Origin of the sequence: Actinocrinis sp. (genome assembly GCF_035605935.1) — a bacterium.
In the GTDB taxonomy this organism is placed as follows: domain Bacteria; phylum Actinomycetota; class Actinomycetes; order Streptomycetales; family Catenulisporaceae; genus Actinocrinis.
Genome location: NZ_DATNGK010000203.1, coordinates 13,083 through 30,272, shown reverse-complemented (window position 1 = coordinate 30,272; position 17,190 = coordinate 13,083). Strand labels below are relative to the sequence as shown.

Genomic DNA, 17,190 nt, shown 5'->3' with positions numbered 1-17,190 from the left:
GCGTCGGTCAGACGGTCGCGCCCGGTCCGGTCATCGCTGCTCCGCCCTCCAGTGCCCGGCGGCGGTCCGGGAACACCGCCAGCGTGTAGTGCGCGCGCGCGACGTGGATGACGAGGCCTACTGCGCCGGAGGGCACGACCCGCAGCGGCGCGCCCCACTTCGCACTGCTGTCATGAGCCGCGAGCAGCGCGTGCAGCCCGCTCGCATCGAAGAACGTCACGTCCGCCAGGTCCGCGATGAGCGGTACACCCGGTTCCCGGCCACGATCGAGCGCGGCGGCCAGCTGCCGGCAGGTCGCCAGGTCAACCTCGCCGGCTACGTCCACGATCCGGCAACCGCCTTGCGTCGATACAGCGATCTCCAGCCGCTGCATGGGCGCCACCTCCACGCCCTTGTGGTCGCACACAGCCTGGAAAGCCCGTCCGCTCAGGCTCCCGGCACCTTCAAGGTAGCGAAGGTCAAGCGCCGACCACCAGGCACCGGGCCAGACTTCCGGCGGACGGCGCAACCGCGGACAGCGGTGCGCCCCGGAACGCGCGCAACTAGTGCGTTCCGAGACACACCGTTTGGCTGCGCCTCGCGGCTCAGGCGCCCTGGCTTCCGGCGGACTGGCTCTGCGCCGACTCGTTCCCGGCCGACTCGTTCTCGGCCGACTGCGCCGCGATCTGCCTGCGCACCTCGTCCATGTCCAGCTCGCGCGCCTTGCCGATCAGCTCCTCGAGCGCCGGTTCCGGCAGCGCGCCGGCCTGCGAATACACCACGATCCCGTCCCGCGCGATCATCAGCGTCGGGATCGCGGAGATGCTGAACGCGCCGGCCAGCTCAGGCTGCGCCTCGGTGTCCACCTTGCCGAACGTAATGTCTTCGTGCCGCTGCGACGCACGGTCGTAGATCGGCGCGAACATCCGGCAGGGACCGCACCAGGACGCCCAGAAATCAACCAGGGTGATGCCGTCGCCCGACAAGGTCTGCTCGAAATTCTCCGTGGTCAACTCGACCGTCGCCATCACAATCTCCCTGTCGCGCGTTCGCCTTCGTCGAAGAAACATACCCACGGCCCGGCGCATTCCCCGCTTATCCCGCGCCGACTAACTCGAAAGAACCCCAGTGCGGCACTGCTAGAGCGCGCGGTCCAGGACCCGGGAGAGCGCGGCGCCGTCCGAGGCCGCGGCGCTGATCAACACCGCGGGACCGGACAGGCGCATGGTCGCGACCGCGACGCCCGGGTCGTCCTGCGCCGCGATCCCGGCGAAGGCGCAATGCGCCGGCGGCTCGTGCGCCCACGCGGGGTCGACGATCAGCACGGTGCCGAGCGCGCGATGCCCGCCGGCGCCGGCCGGTCCGAGCGAGCCGGGATGGCGCGGCCCCATCGCGACCTCGCGGTCCAGCAACACCCGCCCGGCCCGCACCACCCGCAGCCGCGTCGAGACCGAGCCGGGCTCCTCGCCGTCGCGGCCGAGGATCAGTTCGTCGCGCCACACGAGCCGGGCGTCGGCGGCCAGTTCCACCTTGGCGAAGGTGCGGTGACGCGCGCCGCGCGCCGCGATGAGCGGCTGCGGTGACCACAGCAGCGCGCCGCCCTCGCCGACCCGCGCGTGGATCTCCAGGCTCGACTCGCGGCCGTTCGGACCGGGCAGCGCGACCGACGCCGCCACGCCGTGCACCTCAAGCCGGGCACCGGGGCCAAGATCGACCGAACAACGCAGCGCGTCGCCGCCGAGCGGACCGGCCGAACCACCGGCCAGGCACACCTGAGCCGGGACGGAAACGGTGTCGCCGCCGCGGGCTCCGTCGAGCAGATCCGGTCCGTGCATGCCGTCGAAACCGGTTCCCGAGCCGCCAAAGCCCGAGCCGCCGTCACGCCTTGTCGTGCGTCGTAGCAGCAGTGGCGCTTCTCCCGCGAGAGTGGTCAGCCGGGTCGTGCCATCGGGCTGGCGCCGGGCGACGATGCGTGCGGATGCCCTCATGGGTCGCCCGCCTCACCGCTGGTACCGGTGGTTCGGCCTGTCGCCGCCGCGGCGGCCGCCGTCAGCCTGCGCTCGGCCAGCAGCTTCCTGATCCAGTCGCAGATCGCGGGCGCGCCAGGGTGCTCGGCGAGCGAAACGAACACCGTAGGCGCATCGCCTCGTCTCCCGGCCGCGTCGCGACGCATCACATCGAGGTCGGCGTGCACCGACTCGGCGAGGTCCGTCTTGTTGACCACCAGCAGATCGGCGTTGGTGACGCCCGGACCCGCTTTGCGCGGCGTGTGGTCCCCGGCCGCGACATCGAGCACGAAGACGGCCCGGTCGATCAGGCCTCTGCTGAACGTCGCGCCGAGATCGGTGCCACCGCTCTCGATCAGCAGCAAGTCCGGGGTGAGTGCTGCCTCCAGCGCCTCGGCGGCGTCGGCGTTGGCCCGGACGTCGTCGCGGATCGCGGCCTGTGGCGCGCAACCGGTCTGCACGACGGCGATCCGGTCCGGTTCAAGGCAGCCTTTTCGTAGCAGCGAGTCAGTGTCCGCCCGCATGTCAGGGTCGTTCAGGACCACCGCCAAGGACAGCTCGGCGTGCAAAGCGGAACAGAGTCCTGCGATGAGGGTCGTCTTGCCGGAGCCGACCGGCCCGCCGATGCCCACACGTAGCGTGGCGCGGTCCTGGCGCGCGCTCTGCGCAAGCTCACGAGGCAAAGAGACGCACCTCCCAGGTCTGCCGGTGCTCCGCGCCGATGGCTAGCAGCGGGGCGCAGACCGCGGGCAGGTCCTCGACCGGGCCGCGCGCCGCCTTGGCCGCCGCGGCCGCCACCTGCTCCACCTGTCCGGACAGCGAGGCCAGAACGCCGGTCACCGCGTCCGGATCGAGTCCGAGCAGCCGCGTCGCCGCGTGCGCCGGGCCGGTGATCGACCCAAGCGCCGCGATCGAGGCCGCGCCGCCGGGATCGAGCCCTGCGACGGCCGCGGCCGCACCGAAGGCGATCGGCTCGTGCGGACCGTCCGGATGCAGTGAAGCGACCGCGTCGAGAAGGACACTTGGCCATCCGGCCCGCGCCGCGCGCAGCACATGCCGGCCGAGTGCGCGCGAGGTCTCGCGCTGCGCCGCGGAAGGAGTGCGCGCGTCGTACTCCTCGTCCAGCGCCGCGGCCTCGCGGGCCTGAAATCCGTCCTCACCGACCACGACTCCGCCGCTCAGCTCCAGCGCCGCGGCCGCGGCGAACGCGGCGTTGGTCAGTCCGACGCTGGTCAGCCGGCCGAGCAGGAAGGCGTGCAAGGACTCGGCGTCATACACCCGGCCCGCCGCGACCGCGGCCTCAAGCCCGCCGGAATGCGCGTGCATCCCGCCGGGCAGGCGGCTGTCGGCCAGCAGCAACAGAGGAATCAAGCTCATCGGAGGAAGACAGTATCGGTATCCGGACGCGGGGCTACAGATTGAGGTCCGCTGGAACGTCGAGGTCACGCGGATCGGCGATGGCGTCGCAGGGGACGAAGACGAGCTGCGCGGCGTGCGCGGCGAGGAAAGCCCGCGCCCCGACGTCCCCGGCCGCCTCTCGCGCCGCCGCGGACCAGTGCTCGCGGCCGAGCAGCACCGGATGGCCGCGCCGGCCGCCGTACGAAGCCGCTGCCAGCCGTGCACCAGCGCGCCACGCGCCAAGCACCGCACGTACCGCGTCCGCGCCGACCAGTGGTTGATCGACGAGAAGGACGAGCGACGCATCGACCGCGGCGGTCTCGGTTTCGTCGACCTCTGTGTCGCGCGTGAGCTCGGCCAATCCGGCGCGCAGTGACGAACCGATGCCTTCATTCCAGCCTTGATTGACCACGACTCGAGCCCCGCGAAGATCAGCACGCCGCTGCACCTCCCCGGCCGCCGCACCGAGCACTGCCATGACCTGCCCGCAGCCGCCCGCGCGGGCCGAGTCGATCGCGCGCTCGATCAGCAACCGTCCACGGAACTCCAGCAGCGCCTTCGGCCCGCCCATCCGTGTTCCGGCGCCGGCCGCCAGGATCAGCGCGGCGACTCCTGTGCCAGCTTCTTTGTCGACGCCCTCGTCCTCTGCCGTCATCGCGCGCGCAGGGCTAGGTAGAAGTCGACCTGATGATCGAGCCTGGCCAGATCCCGGCCCGTCAGCTGGTTGATCTTCTCGATCCGGTATCGCAGCGTATTGACGTGAATGTGCATCTCGTGCGCGCACCGGCTCCACGACGCCGAGCAGCCGAGGAACCGGTCGAGCGTCTCCTCCAGCTGCGAATGGTGCCGGGTGTCGTACGCGCGCAGCGGGCCGAGCAGCCGGTCGCGATACCCGCGCCGCAGCTCGTCGGGCACATGCGCGAGCAGCACCAGGTGCGAGGCCAGCTCGTCGTGCTCGGTCAGCTCCAGCCGACCGGGGCGGCGCATCGCCAGCCGCATCGCCAGCCGCGCTTCCTCGATCGCGCCGGCGAGATCGGCGGCCTGGGTAAACCGGTCACTGAGGCCCACCGCGACACGGCCGCGGCCAAGGCCGGGGGACAGGGCCGTGAGCCGGGCGCGCAGGGTCAGCGCCGTCGTAGACGGGGTCTGTCCGGAAACTCTCGACGTCGCTGCCGAAGCCGGTGGCGTGATGCCTGGCGCTGCGGCGCCCGCCGTGCCACCGTTCGCCGTGCCGGCGGGAGTATCGCCGCGCGCACCGGTCTCGGCCTCTGCCGCCGGCAGCAGCGGATCCGCGCTGAGCACCACCGCATACGTCGCGCCGAGCCATGGATCACCGTTCGCCCCGCTGTCCTCCTGCTCGCCCGCCGCCACGCCCGCGTGCGGACCGAAGACCGCGATCGGCACCGGCGTGTCCGCTTCCGCCGCCTCGACCAGTACCCGCGCGAGCCTCCCGACGTGCGGGCCGCCCGCGCCACCGGATTCGGCGGCGGCGCTCCCGCCGCCCGAGCCGTTCGCGCCCGCCACCGTGACGGCCACGGCGATCGCGCGCAGCCCCGCGGCCGGATCGAGGCCGGCGACCGTCAGCCGCGCCCCTATCTCCGCGGTCGGCCCGGCCGCGGCGGCCAAGGTGACCAGCTCCCGGCCGACCCGGCGCAGTGCCCGCTGCCCCTCCGCCAGCCGAGCCCGCTCGGCGCCGATCAGCCGAGCCGCACCGCGCGCGGCCTCCCGGCGCTGCCGCGGCCACGTCCGCCAATCACCCTCGAACGCGGCGTACCAGTCGGTGATCGGCGTGCCGGGCCGGCCGTGCACCGTGTACACCGAGTAGGCCCGGCCGCGGTATTCGACCAGCCGCTCCGGCTGCGCCGCCGTCCGCAGCGACTCCCGCGCGATTGCCGCGCGCGCCGCCGGGCTCGGCTGCTGCCCGTCATACGCCGCGACCAGCTCCCCGGATGCGGTGATCACGCCGCAGGCCATGCCGGTCTCCTGGGCGATCAGCCGCACGATCCCGGACATGCCCTGCTGCGCTTCCGCGGCCACCAGGCGGCGGTGCCGCGCCAGCAATTCGCCCGCGTCTGCCGCCCGTTCCGCCGAGATGCGCCGGGAAATCCACTCGGTCAGCTCAGCGAAAGCCACCTTCGCCGGAACGTGCAGCAGCGGCACGCTGTGCCGCGCGCAGGAGGCCAGCAGTTCGCGCGGCAGCGGCGCGTCCGTCGTGTCCCCGGCCGCCAGCCCCGCGCAGCCCGCCCTGGCGATCGCGCCGACGAACAACTCACAGTGCTCGCTCGCCGATTTGCGCTGGTCGGCGAGCCACACCAGGCCGGAGACCACCAGCTCGCCGCCGCGCAGATACCGGCTCGGGTCCGGCAGGTCGGTCACCATCACCGAACCGAGCTCACGCTCGAGCCCGGGCGCGCCGGTGACCGGCGTCAGCCCGAGCGGCGACGACTCGACCAGGTCCCGTAAGCGCATCCGAGCAATCCCCTTGTCGGCGGGCAGACCGTCTCTCACCGTTGGATGTCGCGGCCTTACCAGTCACCCTAGCCGCCTGGGCTTCTCGTAGGAACCTCCAACGCCAGCGGGCCGCCGCGCTGAGCCGGTTCGTGCCATCGGCCCATGGATGCCGAGGTCAGCACCGGATTGACTGAGGCGCTAGATGGACTGGATCGGACGGAAGTGGCCGGTGGACGTGGCGGCGCGGGAGGCGGGTACGGGCGCGAATGTGGGCGCGCCCGTACCCGTGCGCGTCGGGCTGACCCGTTTCAACGCGCTGCCGGACGGTGACGCCGCGGCCGCGCTCGGCTCCTGTTGTGCGTCCCGGCGCTGGGTCGCCGCCGTCACGGCTGCTCGCCCTTTCGATGACGACGCCGGACTGCGCCGATTCTCGGCCGCTCAACTCGCCGCGCTCGACTGGTCCGACATCCAGGAAGCCCTAGCGGCGCATCCCCGCATCGGTGAACGGGCCGCGGGCACCGGACGTGACGCGACGTGGTCACGCGCCGAGCAGTCCGGCGTCGCGGACGCAGACGCGCGCACCGCCGCCGCGCTCGCCGCGGCCAACGCCGCCTACGAGGCCAAATTCGGTCATGTCTACCTCATCCGCGCGACCGGACGCACCGCGCCGCAGCTGCTCGCCGCCGCGCTCGGCCGCCTCGAACACGACGAACCGACCGAACAGGCGGTGGTGCGCGATGAACTGAATCAGATCGTACGGCTGCGGCTCGACAAGCTGCTGATCGGCCTCGCGGAGGGGACCCGGCCGCAATGGTGAGCCTGTCCACACACGTACTCGACGCCGCGCTCGGACAGCCGGCCGCCGGGCTGTCCGTTCGCCTCGACACCGCCACGGCGCACGGCTGGAGCACCCTGGCCGAGACCCGCACCGACGCAGACGGTCGCGTGCGTGAGGCATTCGCCGGCGTTGATCTCGCTGTGGCGGCAGCGCAGAACGGCGGCGCGGGCGGGACGTATCGGCTGGTCTTCGACACCGCGGGCTACTTCACCGGGCGCGGCGTCAAAGAGTTCTTCTACCCGGAGGTGGCGGTCTGCTTCGCGGTCATCGACGCGGAAGCGCATTACCACGTCCCGCTGCTGCTGAGCCCCTTCTCCTACTCCACCTACCGGGGAAGCTGACGTGCTGTATCAGCGCTCGAGTTCCGTCGTTCTCGGCCCGACCCGTTACGGCAAGGCCGAGGTGCGGATGGTGCACGTCTCCAGAAACGGGGCCGAGCACGCGCTCAAGGACCTGACCGTCAGCGTCGCGCTCTGCGGCGACCAGGCCGAAACCCACCTGACCGGCGACAACGCCAAGGTTTTGACCACCGACGCGCAGAAGAACGCCGTCTACGCCCTCGCCAGGCAACACGGCGTCGCCACGGCCGAAGAGTTCGCGGTGCTGCTCACCCGGCATTTCCTCACTACGTGCCCTTACATCAGCCACGCGCGGATCGCCGTCGAGGAGTACGCCTGGGATCGCATCCCGGGCGCCGAAAGCAGGCACTCCTTCGTGCGCGGCGGCCGCGAGGTGCGTACCGTGCTCGTCCACGCCGACGTCGACGGCCGGCGCACCATAGTCAGCGGCCTGACCGACCTCGTCGTGCTCAACACGGCTGGCTCCGAGTTCCACGGCTTCTACAAGGACGAATACACCACGCTCGCGGAGACCACCGACCGCGTCCTGGCCACCGCGGTCGACGCCCGCTGGCGTCACACCGAGGCGACGCCGGACGTCGACTGGGACAAGTCGTACGCGCGCGCCCGAGCCGCGCTGATGACCGCTTTCGCAGACACGCACAGCCTCTCCCTCCAGCAAACCCTCTATGCGATGGGGGAGCGGCTGCTCACGCAGGACGAGCGGATCGCAGAGGTCAGACTCACCCTGCCCAACCGGCACCACTTCGCGGTGGACCTCGCGCCGTTCGGACTCAGCAACGATAACGAGGTCTTCTACGCCGCCGACCGGCCATACGGCCTGATCGAAGGCACCCTCGCCCGCGGGGACGCGCCTGCCGACCCCGGCGCCTGGGAGTGACCGGAGCCGAGCGGCGCAGCGGCAGCTGCCACGAGGCAGCGAGAGCGGCAGGCATGACGAAGAGAGAGCGAGGAGCGGCGCTACCGATGGAGTTCTTCGCCCCCACCAGCTGGGCCGAGGCCCTGGAGACCAAGGCCGCGCGCCCCGACGCCGTGCCGATCGCCGGCGGCACCGACGTGATGGTCGAGCTGAACTTCGACCTGCGCCGGCCCAGCGCGCTGCTCGACCTCGGCCGCATCAGGGAACTGAAGGAGTGGGACGTCGTCGGCGGAACGGTGCACCTCGGCGCCGCCGTCCCCTACGCGCGGATCATCTCCGACCTCGCCGACCGGCTCCCCGCGCTGGCGATGGCCGCGCGCACCGTCGGCTCGCCGCAGATCCGCAACCGAGCCACGGTCGGCGGGAACCTGGGCACCGCGTCACCGGCCGGGGACGCGCATCCCGCGCTGCTGGCCACTGGAGCCGTAGTCGAGGCCGAATCGTTCCGAGGCGTGCGGCACATCCCGATCGGGGGCTTCTTCACCGGCGTCAAGCGGTCCGCACTGGCGTCGGACGAGCTGATCCGCGCGGTGCTCATCCCGACCGCGGCGGGACCGCAGCAGTTCGCCAAGGTGGGCTCGCGCAACGCGATGGTGATCGCCGTGTGCTCCTTCGCGCTCGCCGTTGACCTGGACCGCCGCACGGTCGGTACCGGCATCGGCTCGGCCGGACCGACGCCGCTGGCTGCCCGGGCCGCGGAGCGCTTCCTCGCCGGGGCGCTGGACTGGACGAACCTGACCGTGCCGGTCTCGGCGGCGCGCCGGTTCGGCGAACTGGTGGCCGACGCGGCCAGCCCGATCGACGACGTGCGGGGCACCGCCGCGTATCGCCGCCACGCGCTCGCCGTGCTGGCGACCCGGGCGCTGCGCTGGATCCGCACCACCGGGGGCGCAGAGCGAGACAGGGAACCCATTCCGGCATGACGGAGCCAGCATTGACGAACCCGGCAGCGACGAACGCCGCGTCGAAGAACGCGGCGCCGGACAACAGCGTGCTCAGCCTGAGGATCAACGGCAGTGTCCGTAGCGCCGCCGCGGTGCCCGCCGGAGCCAGCCTGCTCACCGCGCTGCGCGAGCACTTCGACCTGCCTGGCACGAAGAACGCCTGCGAACAGGGCGAATGCGGGTCTTGCACCGTCTACCTCGATGGCGAGGCGGTCTGCTCGTGCCTGGTCGCGGCCCGGCAGGCCAGGGACCGCGACGTGCGGACCGTCGAAGGGCTCGCCGAGGACGCCGCGCCCGACGCGGTGCAGCGGGCGTTCATCGAATGCGGCGCGGTGCAATGCGGCTTCTGCACCCCGGGCCTCATCGTCGCAGTGCACGATCTCGTTCATCGAACACTGAGCAAAGCGAACGAGGGCACGGATTCGGCCGGTCAACCCGACGAGGCCCAGATCCGCGAGGCGTTAGCCGGAAACCTGTGCCGCTGCACCGGATACGAGAAGATCATCGAGGCGGTTCGTCTCGCGACCGATGAACTGCGTGCCGCGCGTGGGCAGGTGGTCGCCCGATGAGCGAGATCACGCACGACACGGAAACCACCTCGGCCTTCATCATCGAGGGCTGCGCCATCGCGACCGTCGACGCCGAGGGCACCGAATACGCGGCCGGGCACGTGATCGTTTCCAACGGCGTGCTCAGAGCCATCGGCCCGGGACCGGCTCCCCGCGAAGCGAAAGCCGGCTGCGGCTCCGGTCCGGCCCCGCGCGTGATCGACGGCTCCGGTTGCCTGCTCACGCCCGGCCTCGTCAACACCCACCACCACCTCTACCAGTGGATTTTTCGCGGCCTTGCCCAGGATTCGCCTCTCTTCGGCTGGCTCACGCAGCTCTACCCGCGCTGGGCTCGCATCGATGAAGAGGCCGTATTCGCCGCGGCGCAGGCCGCACTCGGCTGGCTGGCGCTGACCGGATGCACCACGACGAGCGATCACCACTACCTCTTCCCACGCGGCCGCGGCGACCTCCTCGGCACGACGATCATCGCGGCACGCGAGATCGGCCTGCGCTTCGATCCGACCCGCGGTTCGATGGACCGCGGCGTCTCAGCCGGTGGGCTGCCCCCAGACGAAGTGGTCGAGGAACTCGACGCGATCCTCGACGCCAGCCAGGACGCCATCGGCCGCTACCACGACCCGCGCCCCGGCTCGCTCACGCGTATCGGCCTCGCGCCCTGCTCACCGTTCTCCGCCAGCAGCGAGCTGATGATCCGGACCGCGCAACTCGCCCGTGAAAGCGGCGTGCGGCTGCACACCCACCTCGCCGAGACCGCGGATGAAGAAGAGTTCTGCGTCGCGCGGCACGGCTGCACGCCCGCCGAATACGCCGAATCCCTCGGCTGGCTCGGTCCCGACGTGTGGCTCGCGCACTGCGTGCATCTCTCCGACGCGGCCGTCAAACGCCTAGCCGCCACCGGAACCGGCGTCGCGCACTGCCCGAGTTCGAACGCCCGGCTCGGTTCGGGGCACGCTCCCATCAAGGCACTGATCGATGCCGGGGTGTCCGTAGGCCTTGGCGTCGACGGCCCGGCCTCCCAGGAAGCCGGAATGCTCGTCGAGGAACTGCGCTCGGCGCTCTACGTTTCCAGGCTGCGCGCCGGCGGACCGGACCCGGAGGTCGCCCTGGACGCCCGCGCCGCGCTGCGCCTCGGCACCATCGGCGGCGCACGAGTGCTCGGCCGCGCGCACGAGATCGGCTCGCTTGAACCGGGAAAATGCGCCGACCTGGCGCTGTGGCGGCTCGACGGTCTCGCGCACGCCGGCATCGCCGACCCGGTCGCGGCTCTCGTATTCGGATCCCCGGCCCCGCTCAAGCTGCTCACCGTGCACGGCCGCCCAATCGTCGAGGACGCGCAACTGCTCACGGCCGACACGGCGCAGCTGGCACGCGCGGCCCGGCGCGCGAGCGACCGGATGAAGGATCGCGGTTAACGGACCGGGCTGAGGAAGGAGCGGCAGGCGATGAACGGCAATGGCCGCCAGCACCGCCCCGGCGGCGTGGGCGACAGTCCCCTGAGACCCGACGCGGCTGCCAAAGTGCTCGGGACCTTCGAGTACGCCTCAGATCTGACGGCCGAGGGCATGCTCTACGGCGCGACACTGCGCAGCCCGCATGTCAGAGCTCTAATCAAACGTATTGACACCAAGCCGGCCCTCGCGCTGCCGGGAGTGCGTGCGGTGCTCACGCACCAGGACGTGCCCGGCAGCAAGTACTACGGCCTGATCGTGCGCGATTGCCCGGTCCTCGCCATCGACCAGGTGCGCTACCACGGTGAACCGGTCGCGATCGTCGCGGCCGACGACGCGGAGACGGCCCGGCGCGCTGCGGAGACGATCGTCGTCGAGTACGAAATCCTTCCGCCGGTTACCGACCTGCGCAGCGCGCTGTTCGATCCGGCCAGCCCACGCGTGCATCCCGGCGGCAATCTCGTGCGCCACCAGCCGATCCGCCGCGGCGACCCGCTCGATCCCGCGGTCCAGGCGCGCGCCGACGTCACGGTCACCCGCGAATACCAGGTCGGCATGCAAGATCAGGCGTTCCTCGGTCCGGAAGCAGGGCTCGCCTACCCTGCGGCCGACGGTGGCGTGGAACTACACGTCGCCACACAGTGGCTGCACGCCGACCTCGAACAGGTCGCGCCCTGCCTCGGGCTGCCGGAATCGAAGGTGCACATGGCACTGGCCGGAATCGGCGGAGCGTTCGGCGGCCGCGAGGACCTGTCGGTCCAGATCCACGCGGCGATGCTCGCGCTGCGCACCGGCCGGCCGGTGCGCATGGTGTACAACCGGCAGGAGTCCTTCTTCGGGCACGTACACCGCCATCCGGCGATCATGCGATACACCCACGGCGCGCGGCGTGACGGCACGTTGGTCTACGTCATCGCTGAGATCCTGCTCGACGGCGGCGCCTATGCCTCAACCACCGAAGCCGTCGTCGGCAATGCGTCGTCGCTCGGCGTCGGACCATACGAGGTCGAACACGTCGCGATCGATGCCTATGGCGCCTATACGAACAACCCGCCGTGCGGGGCGATGCGCGGATTCGGCGCCGTGCAGGCCTGCTTCGCCTACGAGGCGCAGATGGACGCGCTGGCCGCGCAGCTCGGCATGCACCCGCTCGATCTGCGCGCCCGCAACGCCGTGAAACAGGGCTCGACCATCGCGACCGGACAAGTGATCGACTCCCCGGCGCCGCTGGCCGAGATGTTCGACGAGCTGCGCTCAATGCCGATGCCATCGGCGCAGGACCCGAACGCGCTGCGGCCAGGTGGCTACGGCAACACGACGCACGGCGAGGGCGTACGCCGGGGCGTCGGCTACGGCGTCGGGATCAAGAACATCTGCTACTCAGAGGGCTTCGACGACTTCGCGACCGCTCGTGTCACGCTCACCGTCGAACGCGGCGAACCAGTCGCCCACGTGCACACCGCAGCCGCCGAGGTCGGGCAAGGACTGGTCACCGTTCAGGGCCAGATCGCCCGCACTGAACTCGGCGTCGAGCAGGTGACGGTCGCGCGGGCGGACACGCGGGTCGGATCGTCAGGGTCCTCATCCGCGTCCCGGCAGTCATACATGACCGGGGGAGCGGTCAAGGTGGCCTGCGAAGCGGTGCGAGACCGGGTCTTCGAAGCGGCGCGCGACCGTGGCGTATCGGTACCGCAGGGCTCGATGTTACTCGGCGGCAAGATCGTCACCGTGCTCGGTGAACCGATCGCCGACCTGGCCGATGTACTCGGCGAGAAGACGATCGAGGAGACGCGCGAGTACCGGCACCGGGCCACCGGGCCGCTCGACCGGCTGACCGGACAGGGCAGCTCACATGTCCAGTTCGCCTTCGCGGTGCACCGCGCCGTGGTCGATGTGGACGTCGAACTGGGCCTGATCCGCGTCGTGCAGCTCGATGTCGTCCAGGACGTCGGCCGGATACTCAACCGGTTGGCGCTCGAAGGCCAGATCCAGGGCGGTACCGCGCAGGGGCTTGGCCTGGCCGTGCTCGAGGAGATCATCACGGTCGACGGGAAGGTGCGTAATCCGTCGTTCACCGACTACCTCATCCCGACCATCCTCGACATGCCGCCGCTCGGCATGCGGATCTTGGAACATCCCGACCCGGCTTCGCCGTATGGCCTGCGTGGCGCCGGGGAGCCGCCAACGCTGTCTTCGACCCCTGCGATAGCAGCCGCCGTGCGCGACGCGACGGGCCTTGCGCTGACCCGCGTTCCCATCCGGCCCGAACACATCGCGCTGTGCGACCAGGAGGTGAACGCGGATGTCTGACCTAGCGCGGACCATTCGCTGTTGGCACACGCGCGGCGAGCCCTATGCTCTCGCGACCGTAACCGCCATCTCCGGGAGCGCGCCGCGCGAGCTGGGTCCCGCATTTGCCGTCGACGCCGAGGGAACCGCGGCGGGCACCATTTCAGCGGGCTGTATCGATGCCGACGTGTACGAACTTTGTCTCGGTGTGCTGGACAGCGGACTTGAGGTGCGCCGCCGCTTCGATCCCGACGGCCAGGGTGAGCCGTTCGCGCCGCAACTGCCGTGCGGTGGGTCGATCGAAGTCGCGGTGCGGCGAGTGGACCCGCATATCGACCCGCTGCCGATCGATGAGCAGTCTGCCGACGAGCGTCCCAGGCTCCTGATCTTCGGCGCGGTGCAGTTCGCCGACGCCCTCGCGACAGCCGGCAAGTTCCTGGGCTACCGCGTGACGGTGTGCGATGCGCGGCCGGTCTTCGCGACACGCGAGCGTGTTGCGGACGCGGACGAGGTGATCGTGGAGTGGCCGCACCGCTACCTGGCCACGACGCCGGTCGACGCTCATACCGCGATCTGCGTGCTCACGCACGACGCGAAGTTCGACGTGCCGGCGCTTGTCGAGGCGCTGCGCTCCGAGGCCGGCTACGTCGGTGCGCTCGGCTCGCGGCGCACGTGCGCGGATCGCACTGCGCGACTGCGCGAGGCAGGGGTCGATGATGATCAGCTCGCGCGACTGCACTCGCCGATCGGGCTGGATCTCGGCGGGAGCACGCCGCAAGAGGTCGCGCTCTCGATCTGCGCCGAGATGGTGGCTGCGATGCACGGCGGGTCCGGGCGGCCGCTGCGGGAGCTGGACGGGGCGCTGCATCGGCAGCGCGCTGAGGGTGCGGCCCCGGATCGGGTCGCAGGAGTATTAACGGGCCCGCGAAATGCGGGAAGCGACCAGGAGGGGCAGAGCAGGCTGGCAGGTGGGGCACGTGGGACTGGCCCGGCGGGTGCGGCATGACCCTGATGTTCCTCAACGGTGGTGCGATGCGGGGCGGGCCGCTGCACCATTTGCTGGCCGGCGCGCAGTTCGTGAGTGTGGTCCGGACTGCGCCCAAGTACCGGTTCTACTCGGTTGGTGACCGGTTTCCCGCGCTTGTCGAATTAACAGGCCCACAGGATTTGAGGGGTGAACTAGAGCCGGGGGCGGGGTTGGCGTCGGGCGCCGGGCTCGAACCAGGGGAGGGAGTCGCGGTCGCGGGGGAGCTGTATGACGTGCCGTGGGAGGTACTGCGCGAGTCCCTGCTCCCAGCCGAACCGGCCGAGCTGGAACTCGGCGTCATCGAGCTGGAGGACGGCTCCGGGTGCCTCTCGATGGTCCGCCGCCGCTCATACCACGAGCCGGCCGGACTTTACCTGGACATCTCAGACCACGCAGACTGGCGCTCCTACACTGCCAATCCGGCCCCGGCCGGCTCGACGGAGGAGTGAACATGTCGCCGCGTCGGCACTTCGACCTGGTTCTGCGATCCCAGCGCGTCGTGCTGCCGGACGGCGAACAACCCGCAGCCGTGTGTGTGTCCGGCGGTGTCGTCGCGGCGATCTTGGCCTATGACGCTCCCGCGTCCGCCGCGCGCGATGTCGAACTTGGTTCGCTTGCGGTGCTGCCCGGACTCGTGGACACGCACGTCCATATCAACGAACCAGGCCGAACCGAGTGGGAGGGCTTTGAGAGCGCGACTCGCGCCGCCGCGCTCGGCGGCGTGACGACGCTGATCGACATGCCGCTCAACTCGATCCCGCCGACTACGACCCCTGACGCACTGGCCGAGAAGCGCGCCACCGCGAAGGAGCGGATCTCGGTAGACGTCGGGTTCTGGGGCGGCGCGGTGCCCGGAAACCGGTCAGAGCTCGCGGGTTTGCACGACGCGGGCGCGTTCGGCTTCAAGTGTTTCCTGGCCGACTCCGGGGTGCCCGAGTTCCCCGCGCTCGATGCGGTCGAGTTCGAGGCGACGGCGCGGCGGACCGCTGAGCTTGGCGCCCTGCTGATCGTGCACGCCGAGGACCAGCACGCTCTGGACAACGCGAACCGGGGCGCTGCCGCGCCGGTGACGCAGTTCGCGGCTTTCCTCGCCTCACGTCCCGACGCCGCCGAGTCCGCAGCCGTGGCGCAGGTCCTCGCCGTCGCGCGGCGGACCGGAGCGCGAGTCCACATCCTGCACCTGTCCTCAGCCGAGTGCCTTGCGCTGATCGAGGAGGCTAAGGCCGGGGGCGTGCGCGTGTCCGTGGAGACGTGCCCGCACTACTTGCACTTCGCCGCCGAGGAAGTTCCTGACGCGGCCACCGAGTACAAGTGCTGCCCGCCGGTCCGTTCGGCCGCCAACCGGGAGCGGCTGTGGACCGCCCTCGACAGCGGCCTGATCGACTTCGTGGTCTCCGACCACTCGCCTTGCACACCCGAGCTGAAGCAGCGTACGACCGGCGACTTCGCGATCGCGTGGGGCGGGATCGCCTCGGTGCAGCTCGGGCTGCCGGTGGTGTGGACCGAAGCCCGTCGGCGCGGCTGGACGCTCAAGCGCGTGGCTGAGCTGATGTCGTTGCGCCCGGCGGACTTCGTCGGCCTACCGCACAAGGGACGCATCGCGGTGGGCTGTGATGCTGACTTGGTGGTGTTCGATCCCGACGCGCAGTTCACGGTTGACGGCTCGGCTCTCGCGCATCGCCATCCGCTGACGCCATATCAGGGCGCGACGCTCACCGGAGTGGTTCAGGCCACGTACCTGCGTGGCCGGATCGTCGACGACAAGCCGCTCGGCAAGCTGCTGCGGCGGATCACGAGCGGGCCGCGGACTGCAGGGCCGTCCGGACCTGGCGAGGCTGCTGCTGTCGCGCCAGAGGAACGCGAGGCGGTTGGAACGTGAGCGATGCGCGAGGCGGCACGACGGTCGGAGCGCTGGCGGCATTCACCGCACTGCCCGACCTAGCGTCGCGCGCACTCGGCGCTTCCGTTATCTGGGCCAATGACGAGTTCTTCGCGGACAAGGAGAACTTGATCGACCCGGCGCCACCGCTCTTCCGGCCCGCCACCTTCACAGCCAAAGGCCAGCAGTACGACGGCTGGGAGACCCGCAGGCGCAGGCCCGGCGCGCCGGGTGTCGCAGGCAACGATCACGACAGCGCGATCATCCGGCTCGGGGCGCCCGGCCTGATCCGCGGCGTTGTCATCGACACCGCCCACTTCCTCGGCAACTACCCGCCGCGGTGCTCGGTCGAAGCCACATGGTGCGACGGATACCCGTCACCGAAGCGGCTGTTGAAGGCGCAGTGGACTGAGATAGTGCCGCCGTACGCGCTTGGTGGCGGCCAGGAGCATCACGTTGCGGTGGGCGACCTCGGACGGCGGTTCAATTACGTGCGTCTCAATCTTCTGCCAGATGGCGGCGTCGCGAGGCTGCGCGTGCACGGCGAACCGCTGGCCGACCCTGGCTTTCTCGATGGCGTCACCGTGAATCTCGCCTCGCTGGTCGACGGCGCAAGCGTATCAGGATGCAGCGACATGTACTTCGGCCGCGCCGACAACATGCTGATGCCGGGGCTCGCTCGCTCCATGGGGGAGGGTTGGGAGAACGCACGACGCCGCGACGACGGCAACGACTGGGCCGAGATCCGGCTGCTCGGCGAGGGAATCGTGCGCGTGTTGGAGATCGACACGACGCACTACAAGGGCAACGCGCCGCACAAGGCGAAGCTGTCTGCGGCGCACACCGACGATGACCGGCCGCCGGCCGAGACCGACTGGACGGTGCTGCTGCCCAAAACAAAGCTCCAGCCCGACACCGCTCACCGATTCCTGATTCGGCATGCGAAGCCTGCGACACACCTGCGGCTCGACATCTACCCCGACGGGGGTGTCGCGCGACTTCGGGCGTTCGGAGCGCTGACACCGGCGGCGCTTGACGAGCTGCGACGGCGGTGGAAGGCCACCGGGACCGGTTGAACCGC

18 protein-coding genes are annotated in these 17,190 nt (G+C 70.7%); 11 read left to right on the top strand and 7 right to left on the bottom strand.

The genetic code is table 11. The features are described 5' to 3' along the window. Positions 1-7 precede the first annotated feature (7 nt). The 7 genes from VN779_RS16290 to VN779_RS16260 form a co-directional block, all read right to left on the bottom strand. Entirely contained in the window at positions 8-373 is a 366-nt protein-coding gene (locus VN779_RS16290; protein WP_325724139.1) for an STAS domain-containing protein, read from the bottom strand. Positions 374-584: 211 nt separating this feature from the next. Beyond that, positions 585-1,007, bottom strand: a complete 423-nt coding sequence (gene trxA, locus VN779_RS16285; protein WP_325724137.1) for a thioredoxin — start codon at positions 1,005-1,007, stop codon at positions 585-587. A 111-nt stretch (positions 1,008-1,118) separates the two neighbouring features. Beyond that, a complete protein-coding gene (locus VN779_RS16280; protein WP_325724135.1) occupies positions 1,119-1,967 on the bottom strand; it encodes an urease accessory protein UreD in 849 nt (282 codons plus the stop codon). Beyond that, positions 1,964-2,668: a GTP-binding protein gene (locus VN779_RS16275; protein WP_325724133.1), complete on the bottom strand. Its 705-nt coding sequence runs from the start codon at positions 2,666-2,668 to the stop codon at positions 1,964-1,966. The genes VN779_RS16280 and VN779_RS16275 overlap by 4 nt, the downstream gene beginning before the upstream one ends. Beyond that, complete coding sequence (locus VN779_RS16270) at positions 2,658-3,362, bottom strand: urease accessory protein UreF (RefSeq protein ID WP_325724131.1); 705 nt, start codon at positions 3,360-3,362, stop codon at positions 2,658-2,660. The genes VN779_RS16275 and VN779_RS16270 overlap by 11 nt, the downstream gene beginning before the upstream one ends. 34 nt (positions 3,363-3,396) lie before the next feature. Continuing rightward, entirely contained in the window at positions 3,397-4,038 is a 642-nt protein-coding gene (locus tag VN779_RS16265) for a nucleotidyltransferase family protein (protein ID WP_325724129.1), read from the bottom strand. Continuing rightward, positions 4,035-5,852, bottom strand: coding sequence for a PucR family transcriptional regulator (locus tag VN779_RS16260; RefSeq protein WP_325724126.1), 1,818 nt, complete (start codon positions 5,850-5,852; stop codon positions 4,035-4,037). The genes VN779_RS16265 and VN779_RS16260 overlap by 4 nt, the downstream gene beginning before the upstream one ends. 184 nt (positions 5,853-6,036) lie before the next feature. Between VN779_RS16260 and uraD the strand changes: the two genes are divergently transcribed. The 11 genes from uraD to alc all read left to right on the top strand — a co-directional run bounded on the left by uraD (position 6,037) and on the right by alc (position 17,185). Beyond that, positions 6,037-6,651, top strand: a complete 615-nt coding sequence (gene uraD, locus VN779_RS16255) for a 2-oxo-4-hydroxy-4-carboxy-5-ureidoimidazoline decarboxylase (protein WP_325724123.1) — start codon at positions 6,037-6,039, stop codon at positions 6,649-6,651. Beyond that, the gene (gene uraH / locus VN779_RS16250) at positions 6,645-7,013 is read left to right on the top strand and encodes a hydroxyisourate hydrolase (RefSeq protein ID WP_349260824.1); all 369 of its coding nucleotides are present in this window, start codon (positions 6,645-6,647) and stop codon (positions 7,011-7,013) included. Before uraD ends, uraH begins: the two co-directional genes overlap by 7 nt. Before the next feature lies 1 nt (position 7,014). Next, the gene (gene pucL / locus VN779_RS16245) at positions 7,015-7,911 is read left to right on the top strand and encodes a factor-independent urate hydroxylase (RefSeq protein WP_325724121.1); all 897 of its coding nucleotides are present in this window, start codon (positions 7,015-7,017) and stop codon (positions 7,909-7,911) included. An 86-nt stretch (positions 7,912-7,997) separates the two neighbouring features. Then, a complete protein-coding gene (locus VN779_RS16240) occupies positions 7,998-8,873 on the top strand; it encodes an FAD binding domain-containing protein (RefSeq protein WP_325724119.1) in 876 nt (291 codons plus the stop codon). Next, the gene (locus VN779_RS16235; protein ID WP_325724117.1) at positions 8,870-9,463 is read left to right on the top strand and encodes a (2Fe-2S)-binding protein; all 594 of its coding nucleotides are present in this window, start codon (positions 8,870-8,872) and stop codon (positions 9,461-9,463) included. Before VN779_RS16240 ends, VN779_RS16235 begins: the two co-directional genes overlap by 4 nt. Then, a complete protein-coding gene (locus tag VN779_RS16230; protein ID WP_325724115.1) occupies positions 9,460-10,878 on the top strand; it encodes an 8-oxoguanine deaminase in 1,419 nt (472 codons plus the stop codon). Before VN779_RS16235 ends, VN779_RS16230 begins: the two co-directional genes overlap by 4 nt. Positions 10,879-10,908: 30 nt before the next feature. After that, the gene (locus VN779_RS16225; protein ID WP_325724113.1) at positions 10,909-13,224 is read left to right on the top strand and encodes a xanthine dehydrogenase family protein molybdopterin-binding subunit; all 2,316 of its coding nucleotides are present in this window, start codon (positions 10,909-10,911) and stop codon (positions 13,222-13,224) included. Then, on the top strand, positions 13,217-14,209 hold the full coding sequence (locus VN779_RS16220; protein ID WP_325724111.1) for an XdhC/CoxI family protein: 993 nt from the start codon (positions 13,217-13,219) through the stop codon (positions 14,207-14,209). Before VN779_RS16225 ends, VN779_RS16220 begins: the two co-directional genes overlap by 8 nt. Further along, positions 14,206-14,679, top strand: a complete 474-nt coding sequence (locus VN779_RS16215; RefSeq protein WP_325724109.1) for an allophanate hydrolase-related protein — start codon at positions 14,206-14,208, stop codon at positions 14,677-14,679. The genes VN779_RS16220 and VN779_RS16215 overlap by 4 nt, the downstream gene beginning before the upstream one ends. Before the next feature lie 2 nt (positions 14,680-14,681). Beyond that, entirely contained in the window at positions 14,682-16,109 is a 1,428-nt protein-coding gene (gene allB, locus VN779_RS16210) for an allantoinase AllB (protein ID WP_325724107.1), read from the top strand. Further along, positions 16,106-17,185, top strand: a complete 1,080-nt coding sequence (alc, locus tag VN779_RS16205; protein ID WP_325724105.1) for an allantoicase — start codon at positions 16,106-16,108, stop codon at positions 17,183-17,185. The genes allB and alc overlap by 4 nt, the downstream gene beginning before the upstream one ends. The last annotated feature ends 5 nt before the right edge of the window (positions 17,186-17,190 follow it).